Source organism: Enterobacter sp. BIGb0383, assembly GCF_003751845.1.
Taxonomy (GTDB): domain Bacteria; phylum Pseudomonadota; class Gammaproteobacteria; order Enterobacterales; family Enterobacteriaceae; genus BIGb0383.
The window spans coordinates 880,868-896,356 of the sequence record NZ_RJKQ01000001.1; the positions used below are offsets into that span (position 1 = coordinate 880,868).

Sequence of the window (15,489 nt, forward strand, 5' to 3'; positions counted from 1 at the left end):
AAACCAACATGAAAAATCTCGCAACGCTTAGCGTCCACAGCGGCCAGTTTACCGATCCACACGGGGCGGTGATGCCGCCTATCTATGCCACCTCGACCTTTGCCCAGCCCGCGCCGGGACAGCATACCGGGTATGAGTATTCCCGCAGCGGCAACCCAACGCGCCACGTGCTGGAGACGGCCATTGCCGAGCTGGAAGGCGGTACCCGGGGCTACGCTTTTGCCTCCGGCCTGGCCGCCAGCGCCACGGTGCTGGAGCTGCTGGATAAGGACAGCCATATTATTGCCGTTGATGACGTGTACGGCGGGACATACCGGCTGGTGGAAAACGTTCGTCGTCGCAGCGCAGGCCTGCAGGTGAGCTGGGTAAGCCCTGATAACCTGGTGGCGCTGGAGGCGGCCATTCGCCCCGACACCCGAATGATCTGGGTGGAAACGCCCACCAACCCGCTATTAAAGCTGGCCGATCTCGCCGCCATCGCCGATATCGCCCGTCGGCATAAGCTGATTAGCGTGGCCGACAATACCTTTGCGTCTCCGGCCATCCAGCGGCCGATCCCCCTCGGCTTTGATATTGTGGTGCATTCGGCCACCAAATATCTGAACGGTCATTCGGACGTGGTCGCGGGCCTGGCGGTGGTCGGGGATAACGCCGCCCTGGCGGAACAGCTTGGCTATCTGCAGAACGCCGTCGGCGGCGTGCTCGATCCGTTCAGTAGTTTTCTGACCCTGCGCGGTATCCGCACGCTGGCGTTGCGCATGGAACGCCACAGTAGCAACGCGCTGACCCTCGCCCACTGGCTGGAAGCGCATCCGCAGATCGAGCGGGTCTGGTTCCCGTGGCTGAAGTCGCATCCTCACCACGCGCTTGCGCAACGGCAGATGGCACTGGCAGGCGGCATGATCTCGGTCGTTATCAAAGGCGATGCGCAACGCGCCAGCCAGTTTATTACCCGCCTCAAATTATTCACCCTCGCCGAGAGCCTGGGCGGCGTGGAGAGTCTGGTCAGCCAGCCTTTTGCCATGACGCATGCCTCAATCCCACTTGAACAGCGGCTGGCGGGCGGCATCACGCCGCAGCTGATCCGCTTGTCGGTAGGCATTGAGGACCCACAGGACCTGATTAACGATCTGCGCCAGGCGCTGGCAGACTGAGTGTTTAGCCGATCCTGGCGGCATTTTGCCGTCAAGGTCGGCTTCCTCACAAATCTGTCATATTCGGGCAGAGTTAACGCTTTAATAACAATCTGTTGTGGAACTGCACAGAAGTTTTTTGAAACGCTGTTTTTATTTTCCTTTTGCATAGTTTTCATCATATAATGCGCGCAGAACCCCTATTGAAAGGTTTCAGCGCATTGGTCAGCAGAATTCAACAACGCCTTCATTGCTCTCCCGTTCGGGCTGAAACTCCGACACACATATCTCTGCACGCTTTTTTTATGTCACCTATCCTTACTGCGTGGCACCACAAATTTCGCAACACAGGTTTCGTTCCGCGGCTTCGCCCACGGGGCATGATTTCCCATCCTTCTCAACTTAAAGACTAAAACTGTCATGAAAAAGACCAAAATTGTTTGCACCATCGGCCCGAAAACCGAATCCGAAGAGATGTTAACCAAGATGCTGGACGCGGGCATGAACGTCATGCGTCTGAACTTCTCTCACGGTGACTATGCTGAACACGGCCAGCGCATCCAGAACTTGCGCAACGTGATGAGCAAAACCGGTAAAAAAGCGGCGATCCTGCTCGACACTAAAGGTCCGGAAATCCGTACCATTAAGCTGGAAGGCGGTAACGACGTTTCTCTGAAAGCAGGCCAGACCTTCACTTTCACCACCGACAAAACCGTTGTCGGTAACAGCGACATCGTTGCCGTTACCTACGCTGGCCTCACCAGCGACCTGCAGGTGGGCAACACCGTGCTGGTCGACGATGGTCTGATCGGTATGGAAGTGACCGCTATCAATGGCGACAATGTTGTTTGTAAAGTGCTGAACAACGGCGACCTGGGCGAAAACAAAGGCGTTAACCTGCCGGGCGTTTCCATTGCCCTGCCGGCGCTGGCAGAGAAAGATAAACAGGACCTGATCTTCGGCTGCGAACAGGGCGTGGACTTTGTTGCCGCTTCCTTTATTCGTAAGCGTTCCGACGTGGTTGAAATCCGTGAGCACCTGAAAGCGCACGGCGGCGAGCACATTCAGATCATCTCCAAAATCGAAAACCAGGAAGGCCTGAACAACTTCGACGAAATCCTCGAAGCGTCTGACGGCATCATGGTTGCTCGTGGCGACCTGGGCGTTGAAATCCCGGTTGAAGAAGTGATCTTCGCGCAGAAGATGATGATCGAGAAGTGCGTGCGCGCACGTAAGCTGGTGATCACCGCAACCCAGATGCTCGACTCCATGATCAAAAACCCGCGTCCGACCCGCGCAGAAGCCGGTGACGTCGCGAACGCCATCATCGACGGCACCGATGCCGTGATGCTGTCCGGTGAATCCGCGAAGGGTAAATACCCGCTGGAATCCGTGACCATCATGGCGACCATCTGTGAACGTACCGACCGCGTGATGACCAGCCGTCTGGATTACAACAACGACAGCCGTAAACTGCGCATCACCGAAGCCGTTTGCCGCAGCGCCGTTGAAACCGCAGAGAAACTGGAAGCGCCGCTGATCGTGGTTGCTACCCAGGGCGGTAAATCTGCACGTGCCGTACGTAAATACTTCCCGGATGCCACCATCCTGGCCCTGACCACCAACGAAGTGACCGCGCGTCAGCTGGTGCTGAGCAAAGGCGTTACCGCGCAGCTGGTGAAAGAGATCTCCTCTACCGATGATTTCTACCGTCTGGGTAAAGAAGCCGCGCTGGAAAGCGGTCTGGCACAGAAAGGCGACGTGGTTGTGATGGTTTCCGGTGCGCTGGTATCTGCTGGCACCACCAATACCTCTTCTGTCCACGTACTGTAATAATTATCCGAACGCTTCGTTCGTGTAAAAAAGGCGCCTCCGGGCGCCTTTTTTTATTTTTCGTTCACGCTTCTCAATAAAAAAGCAAATCGTATTTTACTATTTAAAGCTCAAATTATGTAAGACGAATCCGATTAAAGCACGCTGTTTTAACACGGTTTTTTAAGTGGTTCACAGAAAGTCGCTGGTTCTTTGAGCGAACGATCAAATTTAAGGGTATTCCCATCAAAAAAATATTCTCAACATAAAAAACTTTGTGTAATACTTGTAACGCTACATGGAGATTAACTCAATCTAGAGGGTATTAATAATGAATCGTACTAAACTGGTACTGGGCGCGGTAATCCTGGGTTCTACTCTGCTGGCAGGTTGCTCCAGCAACGCTAAAATCGATCAGCTGTCTTCTGACGTTCAGACTCTGAACGCTAAAGTTGACCAGCTGAGCAACGACGTGAACGCAATCCGTTCCGACGTTCAGGCTGCTAAAGACGACGCAGCTCGCGCTAACCAGCGTCTTGACAACCAGGCTACTAAATACCGTAAGTAATAGTACCTGTAATAAAAATGGCGCACACTGTGCGCCATTTTTTTTGCCTCGCGTTTACCCCTGGTGATCCACCGCCTTCCCCGCGTCGTCGTTACTGACCGACTGCACCGGTACCGCCCCACCCTCGAGCTTTGCCGATAGCGCCACGGGATAACCCACCCGACGATTTAACACCTGTTCTGCACGCCCGCTGGCATCGCCTGCCGCAACAATAAACTGCTTCAGGTCGTCGCTGCGCTCAAAGGCCATCGTCTGGGTATTCTCCCCTTCGTTGCGCGATAGCGGACGATGCACTTCCAGATAGCGGGTGCCGTCCGGCTCCAGCGAGAATTTAATCGGCTCGTTGATAATGCGCACGGTCGTTCCGGCCGCCGCCTGTGAGAACAGCGCTTCGATATCGGGCGCGTTCATACGAATACAGCCGGAGCTGACGCGTAGCCCGACGCTGTCAGGCGCGTTGGTGCCGTGGATAAGGTATTCGCCATTACCGTAGCCCAGACGCAGCGCATAGCGTCCCAGGGGGTTATATGGCCCTGCTGGTACCACGGCGGGCAGCGTAATGCCTGCGGCCTTAGAGCGGGCGCGTATGCCGGCTGGCGGCGTCCAGGTGGGATTGGGGATCTTCTGGCTGATACGGGTGGTCATCTCAGGCGTTTCCAGCCCCAGCTGGCCGATGCCGATAGGGTAAACCTGGACGCTGTTCTCCCCCGGCGGGAAGTAGTAGAGCCGCAGCTCGGCCAGATTCACCACAATACCCTCCCGCGGCGTGTCCGGCAGGAGTAGCTGCGTCGGAATAGTCATCACGGTCCCCGGCAGAGGCTGCACCGGCGAAACGGTGTTATTCGCCTCAAGCAGCAGCTGGGCACCGGTATTAAAACGCCGGGCAATAGCCTGCAGGTTGCGATCGCCTGCCTGGACGGTATAGAGCTGGTTTTGCCCAATCAGGCGGCTGCCGGCCGGCGGTAAAGGATATTCCGTCGCACCCGCCGTCGGCACGGTGCAGAAGGAGCTCAGAAGAAGAAGCGTAAGCAAAGAAGCGCGTTTCATAAAAGATCCCCTTATCACCGGCAGGCTGCCGGAAAGCTGAATGCAGAGCGGGGCCGACTGGCGGCCCCGCGAAAACAGGATCAACGCTGTCTGATAGTTTAAGCCTGGACGAAACCCTGGGCTTTGTCACGGATGGCGCGAATCATCGCCTCCAGTCCCTGAGAGCGGGATGGAGTCAGGTGCTGAGTCAGCGCCATTTGTTCAAACCACGGCCGGACATCGAACGCCAGGATATCCTGCGGGGTCATCTGCTGGTAGAGGATAAAGACCACCGCAATCAGCCCTTTCACAATCGCCGCATCGCTGTCGCCGACGAGTTCAACACGCCCTTGCGCATTGCGCTCCATCACAATCCACACCTGGCTCTGACAGCCCTGGATAATGTTCTGCGGACCGTGCGCCTCTTTGCTCAGCTCGGGCAGCCGCTGCCCCAGCTCGATGATGTACAGATACTTTTCTTCCCAGTTGGCGCAACGGTTGATGTTGCGCAACAGTTTTTCTTTATCCGGTAAACTTGCCATTACACTTTCCTGTTACCCCAGAAGCCGATGGATACGCTGCAATCCGGCAACCAGCCGATCGACTTCTTCATGGGTGTTGTACATCGCCAGCGACGCACGGCACATGGCCGGGACCTGGTAAAACGCCATCAGCGGCATCGCGCAGTGGTGTCCGGTGCGGACCGCCACGCCGTAGTTATCGAGGAAGCTCCCCACGTCATAGGCGTGATGCTTGCCCAGATTAAAGGCAATCACGCCAAGGCGACTGTCGGGACCGTAGAGGGTCAGATCCGGCACGCTGGCGAGCTGCTCCAGAGCATAGTGCATCAGGACCTGTTCATATTCACGGATATTTTCCAGACCCAGCGCAGAAACGTACTCCAGCGCCGCACCCAGGCCGATAATCCCGCCGGTATTCGGCGTTCCCGCCTCGAAACGTCCCGGCGCTTTCGCCCAGGTGGTGCCTTCCGTCAGGCTGACGGTGGCGATCATCGCCCCGCCGCCTTCCCACGGCGGCATATCCTGCAGGATCGCCGCTTTGACGTAGAGCACGCCAATGCCGGTGGGCCCGTAGAGCTTATGCCCGGAGAAGACGTAGAAATCGCTGTCCAGCGCCTGGACGTCAACCGGGTGATGCATCACCGCCTGGGCACCGTCCACCAGCACTTTTGCGCCGCAGCCACGGGCCAGGGCGATTAATTCCGCAAGCGGCGTTTCACAGCCGAGGACGTTAGAGACCTGCGCAATCGCCAGCAGGCGGGTACGTTCATCGAAGAGCGTCGCCGCCACGTCCATCTGCAGCGTACCGTCGGCATGAAGCGGGATAACACGCAGCTGTGCGCCGGTGCGCTGACAGAGCATCTGCCAGGGCACGATATTGGCGTGGTGTTCCAGCTCGCTGATTACAATATTGTCCCCGGCACCGATATTCGCGTTACCCCAGCTATTGGCGACCAGGTTAATGCCTTCGGTGGTGCCGCGCACAAAGACGATTTCATCGGCGCTGTCGGCGTGAATAAACGCCGCGGCCTGAGCACGCACGGCTTCCATCCGCTGGGTCGCTTCGGCGCTCAGGGTATGAATACCGCGATGCACCGCCGCATAGCCGTAGCGGTAAAATGCCGCCTCGGCGTCAATCACCTGATTGGGTTTTTGCGCGCTGGCGGCGCTGTCCAGATACGCCAGCGGCTGTCCGTTCACTTCACGGGTCAGGACCGGAAAGTCGGCCCGAACCTGTTCCACGGAAAATGTCATGCCTTGCCCCCTGGCAGCCGCTGACCAATGCGGGCCAGCACCTGCGCTCTTAGCACTTCGTCGTCGATGGCTTCGGTTACTTCGGCGGCGAAGGCGTAAATAATCATCTCCCGGGCGGCCTGTGCACCTATACCACGCGAGCTGAGGTAGAAGAGTTGTTCGTCATCGATACGGCCAATGGTGGCGCCGTGGCTACATTTCACATCGTCGGCGTAGATCTCCAGCTGCGGCTTGGTGTCCACTTCCGCCAGTCGGCCCAGCAGCAGATTGTTGTTGGTCATCTGCCCGTCGGTTTTAATGGCGTGCTTCGCCACGTTGATCTGGCCGTTGAAGACCGCCTTGCCCTTATCGCTGACGATCACTTTATGCAGCTGACGGCTGTTGCAGTAGCCTTTGTTATGCTCAAGCCAGGTACGGGTATCGGCCACTTCCGATCCCACCGGCATCACCAGGCTGTTGATGCCCAGGTTGGTGTTCTCTCCGTCCAGACGGGTGCTGGTGTGGTGGCGCAGTACCGCGCCGCCCAGCAGGAAGCTGTGGCTGAACGCCGAGGCGTCGTTACCCATCAGCAGGTCGTTATGGGCAAAGTGATAGCTGAGCGGGTTTTCAAAGGCCAGCTTGACGTGCTGCAGGCGGGCGTTATCCGCGACCTGCAGGGTCATACGCGAGCCGGTGAAATGACGATGCGCATTCAGGCTGACGTAGTGCTCGATCACCGTCGCATCCGCGCCTTCGGCCAGCGTCAGATGATGGCGATAGTGAGCGGTATTAATATCGCTCCCTTCCACGCCCTGGGTGATATGCATCAGCAGCAGCGGTTTAGCCGGCTGTTGGTTGCGCGCCACCGCGATATGGGTCACGGTCGTTGCCAGGCTTTCGGTCAGATGCAGGAAGACTTCCGGCTTCACCGCCGCCGGGAGCGTCTCGCGGGAACCGTCCACGCGGATCTCAAAGCCGCTGCCTGCGGTGTCGTCGCTCAGCTCAGGACGGAATTCCCCGTCGACAAAGACCAGGCGCAGCACATCCAGCGGCAGAGCCAGCGCATCACGCTGTGCAGCATCCACCCCGGCGGTGGCCGCCACAAACTGACCGTTAATCAGTCCGTCCAGCGGCGTATATTTCCAGTCCTCATGCTTGCGGGTCGGCAGACCGAGGCGCAGCATCTGCTGGAGATGATCGCGAGCCTGCTCGCTGCGGGCACCGGCCTGCGCTTCGAACAGGTGGTGCCACTGCTGCAGCGCGTTACTGCTGTTCGGTAAGCCAGCCATAGCCCTGCTCCTCCAGCTGTTTCACCAGCGTAAAATCGCCGGATTTCACGATGCGGCCCTGATACAGAACGTGGACAAAATCGGGTTTGATATAGTCCAGGATGCGCTGATAGTGGGTCACGATAATAAAGGAGCGGTTGCCGTCACGCAGGGAGTTAACCCCTTCCGCCACGATCTTCAGGGCGTCAATATCCAGCCCGGAGTCGGTTTCATCCAGAATACACAGTTCCGGCTCAAGTACCGCCATCTGCAGAATGTCGTTACGCTTCTTCTCACCGCCGGAGAAACCGACGTTCACCGAGCGGGTCAGCAGGTCTTCTGGCATTTTCAGCAGATCGATTTTCTCTTCCATCAGATCCTGAAAATCAAAGCGGTCGAGGCTCTCTTCGCCGCGATACTTGCGCACCGAGTTCAGCGCGGTTTGCAGGAAGAACTGGTTACTGACGCCGGGAATTTCCACCGGGTACTGGAAGGCCATAAAGATCCCTTCTCCGGCGCGGTCTTCCGGCGACAGTTCCAGTAAATCTTTGCCTTTAAACTCGACGCTGCCGCCGGTGACTTCATAGTCTTCACGTCCGGCCAGGGTCGCAGAGAGCGTACTCTTCCCGGAGCCGTTTGGCCCCATAATGGCGTGGACTTCGCCAGGACGTACTTCCAGATTCAGGCCACGCAGAATGGCTTTCTCATCAACCGCAACCTGCAAATCTTTGATGCTTAACATGTATTGTTCCTTTAATCCTTAACCGACGCTGTGTTCAAGGCTGATAGCCAGCAGTTTTTGCGCTTCGACGGCAAATTCCAGCGGCAGTTCGGAGAACACGTCCTTACAGAAGCCGTTGACGATCATAGAGATGGCGTCATCTTCACTGATGCCGCGCTGCAGGCAGTAGAACAGCTGATCTTCACCGATACGCGAGGTGGTGGCCTCGTGCTCCAGCTGGGCGCTGTTATTGCGGCATTCAACATACGGGAACGTATGGGCGCCGCTGTCGGGGCCAATCAGCATCGAGTCGCACTGGGTGAAGTTACGGGCGTTGGTCGCGGTGGGCATGATTTTCACCAGCCCACGGTAGCTGTTCTGACTATGACCGGCGGAGATACCCTTCGAGATAATCGTCGATTTGGTGTTCTTGCCGATATGGATCATCTTGGTGCCGGTGTCCGCCTGCTGGTGGCCGCTGGTCAGCGCCACGGAGAAGAACTCACCCACCGAGTTGTCGCCGCGCAGAATGCAGCTCGGGTATTTCCAGGTGATGGCCGAGCCGGTTTCCGACTGGGTCCAGGACATTTTGCTGTTCTCGCCTTCGCACAGCGCACGCTTGGTGACGAAGTTAAGAATACCGCCGGTGTTGTTATCGCCGGGGAACCAGTTCTGCACCGTGGAGTATTTGACTTCGGCATCGCGATGGATAATCACTTCCACCACCGCCGCATGCAGCTGGTAGCTGTCGCGAACCGGGGCGGAACAGCCTTCGATATAGCTGACGTAGCTGCCTTCATCGGCGATCAGAATAGTACGTTCGAACTGGCCGGTTTTTTCCGCGTTAATACGGAAATAGGTCGACAGTTCCATCGGGCAGCGTACGCCTTTCGGGATATAGATAAAGGTGCCGTCGGAGGCCACCGCCGCATTCAGGGCGGCAAAGAAGTTATCGTTCGAGGGTACGACGGTGCCGAGATACTGTTTTACCAGTTCAGGGTGATCGTGGATCGCTTCGCCGAAGGAGCAGAAGATAATCCCCTGCTCTGCCAGCTTCTCGCGATAGGTGGTTGCAACGGAGACGGAGTCAAAAATGGCGTCGACCGCCACCTCACGCCCTTCACGTACCGGCACGCCGAGCTGCTCAAAGGCTTCTTCGACTTCGCTGGTCAGCCAGGCATTAGCGCCTTCCTGCTGCTGCACGGCACCCGGCTGTGAGGCACAGGTATCGTCGCAGTTACCGCAGGATGGCGCGGAGTAGTAGCTGTAATCCTGGTAGTCGAGCTTATCGTAGTGGGCTTTCAGCCAGTGCGGCTCTTCCATCTTCAGCCAGGCCTGGAACGCATTCAGCCGGAACTCAAGCATCCATTCCGGTTCATTACGCTTTGCCGAAATGGCGCGCACCACGTCTTCGTTGACGCCTTTTGCCAGTTCGTCGGTCTGCAGACTGGTGAAGAAGCCCTCTTTATAGTTAAGAGGCCCGGTCCAGGTTTTGACATCGTCAGTTGCTTCAGTATTACGAGACATAGAACCGCCTATACCCCAAAGCTTTCACCGCAGCCACATTCGTGCTGCGCTTTCGGGTTATTAAATTTGAAGATTTGGTTTAATCCTTCGCGCACATAGTCCACGGTGGTGCCATCGATAAACGGCATCGCCTGCAGCGGCACATAGAGACGCGCGCCGTCGCGTTCAAACACCAGATCGTCTTTTTCCGGTTCGGTCACGGTATCCAGCACGTAGCCGAATCCCGCACAGCCGGTCTGCTTAATCCCCAGCCGCACGCCCAGCACGCCGTCCTGCTTCGCAGCCAGCGCGCGGATATGTTCAGCCGCTTCGGGTGTCAGCGTCAAACCACGCCATGCAAAATCGGCGGGGTTAAAAGTTCCTGCTTGCATATTCATAGGTCCACCTCATCTCCTGAGCCATCAGGGCAATAACGCTATGTTAGTGATAACCATTATCACTTCAACCCCACGCCAGCAGGGGCTTTTCGCAAAAATGCCCTTTTTGACCCTATTACTTAAGCATAGACCCTGTCTGTGGGCTTCACAGGCCGAAAAAACGGGGTCTTATTAGTTGATAAATAAAGAATATATTTACGTGCCACAGATTTAACCACGAATGTGAAAAAGTTGTATAGATAATGCCTATTTTTGAGATTGGAAGCAGAAAAATGAGGATTTGGGCGAGTTAGAGGGAATTCAAGGGGTTAACTTACTCACTTGTCGGGCATTAATGGACATAACGGGACTTTCTCATGCCCCCAATATGCCCCAAAACTCCTCTATCCTGTTTCACCGAACCACCAGCAAATCAGAAAATCGCGTCGTGTAACGCGGACTGAGCATATCGCGTTTCATCTGCCACTGCGGCTGTATGCCCTGCCCGGCAAAATACAACGTCCCGCGACCGTCTTTAGCGTTTAGCTGACCCAGAACTTCCATTAGCGCGCTGCTGTTATGCCGCGGAGCGCTGTCGTCGAATAGATTTAGTTGCGCCACGCCCTGGCTGAAGAAATCGCCAAGTAGCACACCTGCTTTCTGATATCGATGGCCTTCCTTCCAGATCGCATCCAGGCAGCGCGTGGCCGCGCCAATTATGTCCCGGCTATCCTGTGTCGCCGTGAGCAGCTTCAGCGAGGCGCTGTTGCCGTAATACGGTTCGTTCAGTGCTAACGGGCTTGTCTTCACGAACACCGAGATAAATCGGCAATACTGATGCTCGCCGCGCAGCTTCTTCGCCGCCCGGCTGGCATAGCTTTCGTGAATAGGTTCACCTTCCGTGCCTGATGTTTTCTTTAAATCGTTACATACACCCTCAGCTTTTGTTTATAATCCACGTTTTCCAGCATATGAGCCGTATCATGAGAAAAGAAAGAGACATAGGGATGGATGTCCTGCGCGTGCTTTGCTGCGTCCTTGTCATAGCTATACACGTCACCCCTCCGGGAATTACTGAGTCCGGAAAAATTACGTCTATCGCGATACAAGGATTTGTGCGGGTTGGCCTTCCTGTTTTTTTTGTAATCAGTGGAATGTACCTCCTCAACCAGAAGATTGATAATATTTTCACCTTCTATAGAAAAAGAATCCCATTCCTGGTTATACCATTCCTTGTGTATTCGTTTATACATTTCATGACGCACTATATCTCCCTCGGTGTCACTGACGCAAAAATGTTGTGGGATGGTTATTTGATAGGTTTGTCGGCCCCCACTGGGATATCGGTGCACTTTTGGTTTGTTTACTCTTTATTAGGCATTTACCTAATATCCCCACTACTTTCTCGCTTTATATCAGCAATAGATGAAAGAAGCGCAATTTATTTTATAATCGCGCTCCTTGCCATAAGGGCATATAACCAATATCTAAAGCAATACATTCCCTTTATCGACATACCTGAATTGCCAGTCTGGGTTACTTACTTCATCGTCGGTGGGCTTGCATTTAAAATACGCGAAGCGAGTTGGAAGTTATGTCTGTGTTTGATTGTTGGATCTTATATTGCCACATCAATACTTAGTTTCTATCAATTCAATGGAGCAATACAGACCAACTTAGCCCTGTACGACGCTGGTGTTAATATGTTCATTTTCGCTGTGTCTCTCTGCATTATGTTCAAAAACCTTACACTCTCAATATCGGAAAGATTAAAGTCAATTCTTTCCTCGGTATCTGAAAACACTTACGGGGCATTCCTCATACACATATTGGTTTTTAAATTTATAATGCAATACGTAGATAACAATTGGTATAATGAAAAAGTTGCCATTTCTTCATTATTTATTACCATGACAGTGTTTACTCTATCATTAGCAATATCATATGCAATTAACTTAATTGTGGTAAACCCAACCATTAATGCAACAAGGTCTAAATCCTCAGTGGCAGCCCGATAAAATGGTGCACCCTCCCTATCATGAGGATGGGCGAGTCCGTTGCTGAGATGGTTAGCTATGCGTCATCAAAAGCAAAAAAGGTTTTCGTTTCTCACGTGTTAATGCCTAACATCGAAGTAAATAAGTCCGTTAAAGGCGATGTAGCCTCGGCAAACTCAGCTATTGATATTGCATGCTCTGCGGCCGCTAACTGCACGGTGGTACCAACTCCGGAAGGAATGATCGGTAAGAATGGAGTTGAGAAGGCCTTCAGCATTGAAGACGGAATTCATCTTAATGCTCAAGGTTACAGACTCTGGAAAACGGAGATTAATAATATTGTTAAGTAGGGAAAACCTCGACGATCTTAGCGGTTACGCTTTCTGAGCTCTGGCAACCACATCGCACGAAATACAGGATGAAAACGGTCTGATAACAAAATTCATCCCACAGTTTCGTGCGTTTCATATTTCCATTACGCCCGACGTCCGATAGCATCTCAGTGAGGTTACAGCAGAAACGTGTTATCGGTGAGCATCTTACCCGCAGTCCAACGGTTAATATTGGCCGTGCACCACTGAACTCAAAACACATTTAACAGCGCTTCTTCCATAAGTTGTTCCAGCCTCGCTCGTGCTCCGTGAATGGCGTCGTTGCCCACTCCCTGCTCCAGCGTAATACCAAGATTGCCCGGCGGGGGCAAAATACGTCCAGCGACATGCAAGTTACCGGGCATACCTATACGTGTACGCACGGTAATACCCAGTCCTGCCTGCAACGCCGCCCAAATGCCGCTCAGGCTATGGCTGACAAAGACCACTTGCCAGGCGATATTCGCCCGGTCCAGACATTCGATGGCACGGGAACGCATCAGGCACGGACTCTCAAGCATCACCAGTGGCAATGGCTTGCCCTGTGCCAGCAGCGTGCTGATATCAAGTTTTGGGTGTGTTATCCACTCTAGCGGTTGCTGACCGATCAGTTTACCTCCGCGCTGCACATTTTCCGGCTGCCATAGCAGTGCCATATCCAGCGCGTTATTATCGATCGCATTCAGCAGTCCCCGATTACGATCGATGCGGGCAATAATATGCATCCCTGGATGGTGGAGTTTGAACTGACCGAGGATGCCAGGCATGAGCGACTCGCCAAAATCTTCCTGCATCCCAATACGTATTTCACCCTGTATGAGCTTGCCATTCAGTGATAGCAGCGCTTCATCATTTAGCGCTAAAAGTCGGCGGGCATACCCCATAATGATCTCTCCACTATGGGTCAGTGCCAGATGGCGGCCATTCCTGGTCACCAGTTCAGCACCGCACTGCTGTTCAAGTTTTTTTAACTGCGCGCTGACAGCCGAGGTTGAACGGCAAAGGAGGTTTGCTGCCTGCGCAAAACTGCCGCACTCAATACCCGTGACAAAACTGCGCAGTGCATCGAGATCTAACGTCAAAGGAAGTTTATTCATCACGATCCTGAAATCCGGGATTATCCATCTCGATTAATTCAATTTTCAGGATCCAAATATCGCGCCAGAATGACTTCACTGTCAATACGGAGTAAGCACTATGACGAAGTCTCTCGATCGCGAAACCCTGGCCCGTGTCGCACCCAAGCTGGCCGAACTGAGTCAGGATTTACTTTTCAACGATATCTGGAAACGCGAAACCCTTTCCCCACGCGAACGTAGCTTAATTACGCTTGGCGCCCTGACGGCTCTTGGCCGGGTGCAGCAGTTGCCATGGCATATCCAGTTCGCGCAACAAAATGGGCTGACCCGTGAAGAAATCGTGGAAACGTTCACACATCTGGCATTTTACGCCGGCTGGCCTGCGGCGGTTTCTGCCTTCGAATGCCTGGAAGAGGATAAACACTGATGCCTTTTACGCGTATCACTCTGGGCCCAGGCTATGGGGATGAGCAAATGGTGCAAATATCCGACATCCTGCAACAAAGTCTTGAGGAAGAATTTGCCGTCCCTCCCCATGACCGGTTTCAGGTTTTCGAAACGCTAGCTGCCAACCGGCGTGTGTTTGATCGCCATTATAAAAGCGATGGGCGCAGCGACAATTTCATTCAGTTCCATGTCATCGCAGGTAAACCTCGCTCTGCCGATCAGAAGAAGAATTTCTGCCGCACATTATGCGTTCGACTCAACACGGCGATTAATATCAGTCCGCATGATGTTATGGTGATTATTCAGTTTAATACCGCCGATGAATGGAGTTTCAGCAATGGCAGATTACTCTCTGAGGAGGGATTGTGATGCCATAAAGCCGTGATTGATAACCTTACCCCTTATAGAGTCGGCAGGGCTTAAGCAACTTCAGATTGTTTGTTCAGTTCAGCGATAGAATTGTCGCGCAGCCCAAATGCGAACTTTCTCATTTCCTTTCCTCATTTTGCCGTCAGGATGGGTCGGTTGATGTTTGCAGACCATCGCAATACGCCGACCCGCTCGTCGATTCACGACGTGACGGAATAAAAAACCTGCACGTTGCTGGCGCCCTGCCAGCCATTATTGGGAATATGGATACCAGAATGAAAATTAACGCACTCATCTCCGCCGCGCTGCTGACGCTGACGCTCACCTCCTGCTCTGCCTGGATTCACGGTAATAAGCCCCTGGCGGATACGGACACCAGCGACCAGCAGCTGAATGCAAAACTGGTGGACGGCACCTCTACCCTGGCCGATGCGGAAAAACTCTTTGGCGAGAAAGTCACCGGACGCAGCGTGATTACGAAGTCGTTCCCGGACGGGAAATATGCCCAGGCCCAGTTTACCGGCCATCTGAACGGGTTGACCGGGACCTACGCCCACCGCTCGATGTATGTGGCCTACGACGCGAACGGGGTGATTGTTAACCACGCCATCACCACCAACAATTTCCGCGAAACCAATAAATTCGAAAGCGACACCATCAATGCGAAAAACAATGCCTTCGCCAGCCTGAATCAGGGCGATGCGCAGAGCAAGGTGATTTCGGTGCTGGGTCAACCGCGCTTCGCGGGCTTTGCCGATAACGGCAATCTGCTGTGGATCTACAGCAATACGGCGATTTCCCGCGACGCCTCGTCCTATATTCCCTTCTATACCCTTGCCGCCGGGACGGAATCCGGTCAGTCAGAGCGCCTCTACATTGAGTTCAACCGCCAGAACACCCTGGAAAATCTCTACGCGGTTGATTTCACGATCTCTCAGGGTCGCGGTATTGCCAATGCTGGTGATTACGAGGAAAAAGTGGATCGCGTCGTTAAAAAATTCTGATCCTGGTGCGCCGCCCGGCGGCGCATTTTTCAACGCCCTCTCGCCTGACGCTTTCAC

At 54.3% G+C, this 15,489-nt stretch carries 16 protein-coding genes and 1 pseudogene; 8 read left to right on the forward strand and 9 right to left on the reverse strand.

The annotated features are described in order from the left end of the window. The first annotated feature begins 8 nt into the window (after positions 1 to 8). From EDF81_RS04260 to lpp, 3 genes are all read left to right on the forward strand, one after another. Positions 9 to 1,154 (forward strand): PLP-dependent aspartate aminotransferase family protein, encoded by a 1,146-nt coding sequence (locus tag EDF81_RS04260; protein WP_123346557.1) that lies wholly within the window; start codon positions 9 to 11, stop codon positions 1,152 to 1,154. 399 nt (positions 1,155 to 1,553) lie between these two features. Next, entirely contained in the window at positions 1,554 to 2,966 is a 1,413-nt protein-coding gene (gene pykF / locus EDF81_RS04265) for a pyruvate kinase PykF (RefSeq protein ID WP_123346559.1), read from the forward strand. Positions 2,967 to 3,276: 310 nt separating this feature from the next. Further along, positions 3,277 to 3,513, forward strand: coding sequence for a murein lipoprotein Lpp (gene lpp / locus EDF81_RS04270; protein ID WP_010430241.1), 237 nt, complete (start codon positions 3,277 to 3,279; stop codon positions 3,511 to 3,513). 54 nt (positions 3,514 to 3,567) lie between these two features. Here the strand turns inward: lpp and EDF81_RS04275 are convergent, their stop codons facing one another. From EDF81_RS04275 to EDF81_RS04310, 8 genes and pseudogenes are all read right to left on the reverse strand, one after another. Then, entirely contained in the window at positions 3,568 to 4,560 is a 993-nt protein-coding gene (locus EDF81_RS04275; RefSeq protein ID WP_123346561.1) for a L,D-transpeptidase family protein, read from the reverse strand. 98 nt (positions 4,561 to 4,658) lie between these two features. After that, positions 4,659 to 5,081 carry a cysteine desulfuration protein SufE gene (gene sufE / locus EDF81_RS04280; RefSeq protein WP_123346563.1) on the reverse strand — a complete coding sequence of 141 codons (423 nt, stop codon included), beginning with the start codon at positions 5,079 to 5,081 and terminating at the stop codon, positions 4,659 to 4,661. Between the two features lie 12 nt (positions 5,082 to 5,093). After that, positions 5,094 to 6,314, reverse strand: coding sequence for a cysteine desulfurase SufS (sufS, locus tag EDF81_RS04285; RefSeq protein WP_123346565.1), 1,221 nt, complete (start codon positions 6,312 to 6,314; stop codon positions 5,094 to 5,096). Continuing rightward, positions 6,311 to 7,582, reverse strand: a complete 1,272-nt coding sequence (sufD, locus tag EDF81_RS04290) for a Fe-S cluster assembly protein SufD (protein WP_123346567.1) — start codon at positions 7,580 to 7,582, stop codon at positions 6,311 to 6,313. Before sufD ends, sufS begins: the two co-directional genes overlap by 4 nt. Next, positions 7,557 to 8,303: a Fe-S cluster assembly ATPase SufC gene (gene sufC, locus EDF81_RS04295; RefSeq protein ID WP_123346568.1), complete on the reverse strand. Its 747-nt coding sequence runs from the start codon at positions 8,301 to 8,303 to the stop codon at positions 7,557 to 7,559. Before sufC ends, sufD begins: the two co-directional genes overlap by 26 nt. A gap of 18 nt (positions 8,304 to 8,321) precedes the next feature. Then, the gene (gene sufB, locus EDF81_RS04300) at positions 8,322 to 9,809 is read right to left on the reverse strand and encodes a Fe-S cluster assembly protein SufB (RefSeq protein ID WP_123346570.1); all 1,488 of its coding nucleotides are present in this window, start codon (positions 9,807 to 9,809) and stop codon (positions 8,322 to 8,324) included. A gap of 8 nt (positions 9,810 to 9,817) precedes the next feature. Continuing rightward, positions 9,818 to 10,186, reverse strand: a complete 369-nt coding sequence (gene sufA, locus EDF81_RS04305; protein ID WP_123346572.1) for a Fe-S cluster assembly scaffold SufA — start codon at positions 10,184 to 10,186, stop codon at positions 9,818 to 9,820. A 393-nt stretch (positions 10,187 to 10,579) separates the two neighbouring features. Further along, positions 10,580 to 11,044: pseudogene (locus tag EDF81_RS04310) on the reverse strand (DUF4113 domain-containing protein); the annotation flags it as partial. A 104-nt stretch (positions 11,045 to 11,148) separates the two neighbouring features. Here EDF81_RS04310 and EDF81_RS04315 point away from each other — a divergent pair. Next, positions 11,149 to 12,183 carry an acyltransferase gene (locus tag EDF81_RS04315; protein WP_184999464.1) on the forward strand — a complete coding sequence of 345 codons (1,035 nt, stop codon included), beginning with the start codon at positions 11,149 to 11,151 and terminating at the stop codon, positions 12,181 to 12,183. 26 nt (positions 12,184 to 12,209) lie between these two features. Continuing rightward, positions 12,210 to 12,512, forward strand: a complete 303-nt coding sequence (locus EDF81_RS04320) for a hypothetical protein (RefSeq protein ID WP_148049905.1) — start codon at positions 12,210 to 12,212, stop codon at positions 12,510 to 12,512. Positions 12,513 to 12,745: 233 nt separating this feature from the next. On the opposite strand, the gene EDF81_RS04325 is transcribed toward EDF81_RS04320, so the two are convergent. Further along, positions 12,746 to 13,630 carry a LysR substrate-binding domain-containing protein gene (locus tag EDF81_RS04325; protein ID WP_123346576.1) on the reverse strand — a complete coding sequence of 295 codons (885 nt, stop codon included), beginning with the start codon at positions 13,628 to 13,630 and terminating at the stop codon, positions 12,746 to 12,748. 100 nt (positions 13,631 to 13,730) lie between these two features. Between EDF81_RS04325 and EDF81_RS04330 the strand changes: the two genes are divergently transcribed. The 3 genes from EDF81_RS04330 to EDF81_RS04340 all read left to right on the forward strand — a co-directional run bounded on the left by EDF81_RS04330 (position 13,731) and on the right by EDF81_RS04340 (position 15,432). Further along, complete coding sequence (locus tag EDF81_RS04330) at positions 13,731 to 14,039, forward strand: carboxymuconolactone decarboxylase family protein (RefSeq protein WP_123346578.1); 309 nt, start codon at positions 13,731 to 13,733, stop codon at positions 14,037 to 14,039. Then, positions 14,039 to 14,428 carry a tautomerase family protein gene (locus EDF81_RS04335; protein ID WP_123346580.1) on the forward strand — a complete coding sequence of 130 codons (390 nt, stop codon included), beginning with the start codon at positions 14,039 to 14,041 and terminating at the stop codon, positions 14,426 to 14,428. The genes EDF81_RS04330 and EDF81_RS04335 overlap by 1 nt, the downstream gene beginning before the upstream one ends. 275 nt (positions 14,429 to 14,703) lie before the next feature. Beyond that, positions 14,704 to 15,432, forward strand: coding sequence for a hypothetical protein (locus EDF81_RS04340; protein WP_123346582.1), 729 nt, complete (start codon positions 14,704 to 14,706; stop codon positions 15,430 to 15,432). The last annotated feature ends 57 nt before the right edge of the window (positions 15,433 to 15,489 follow it).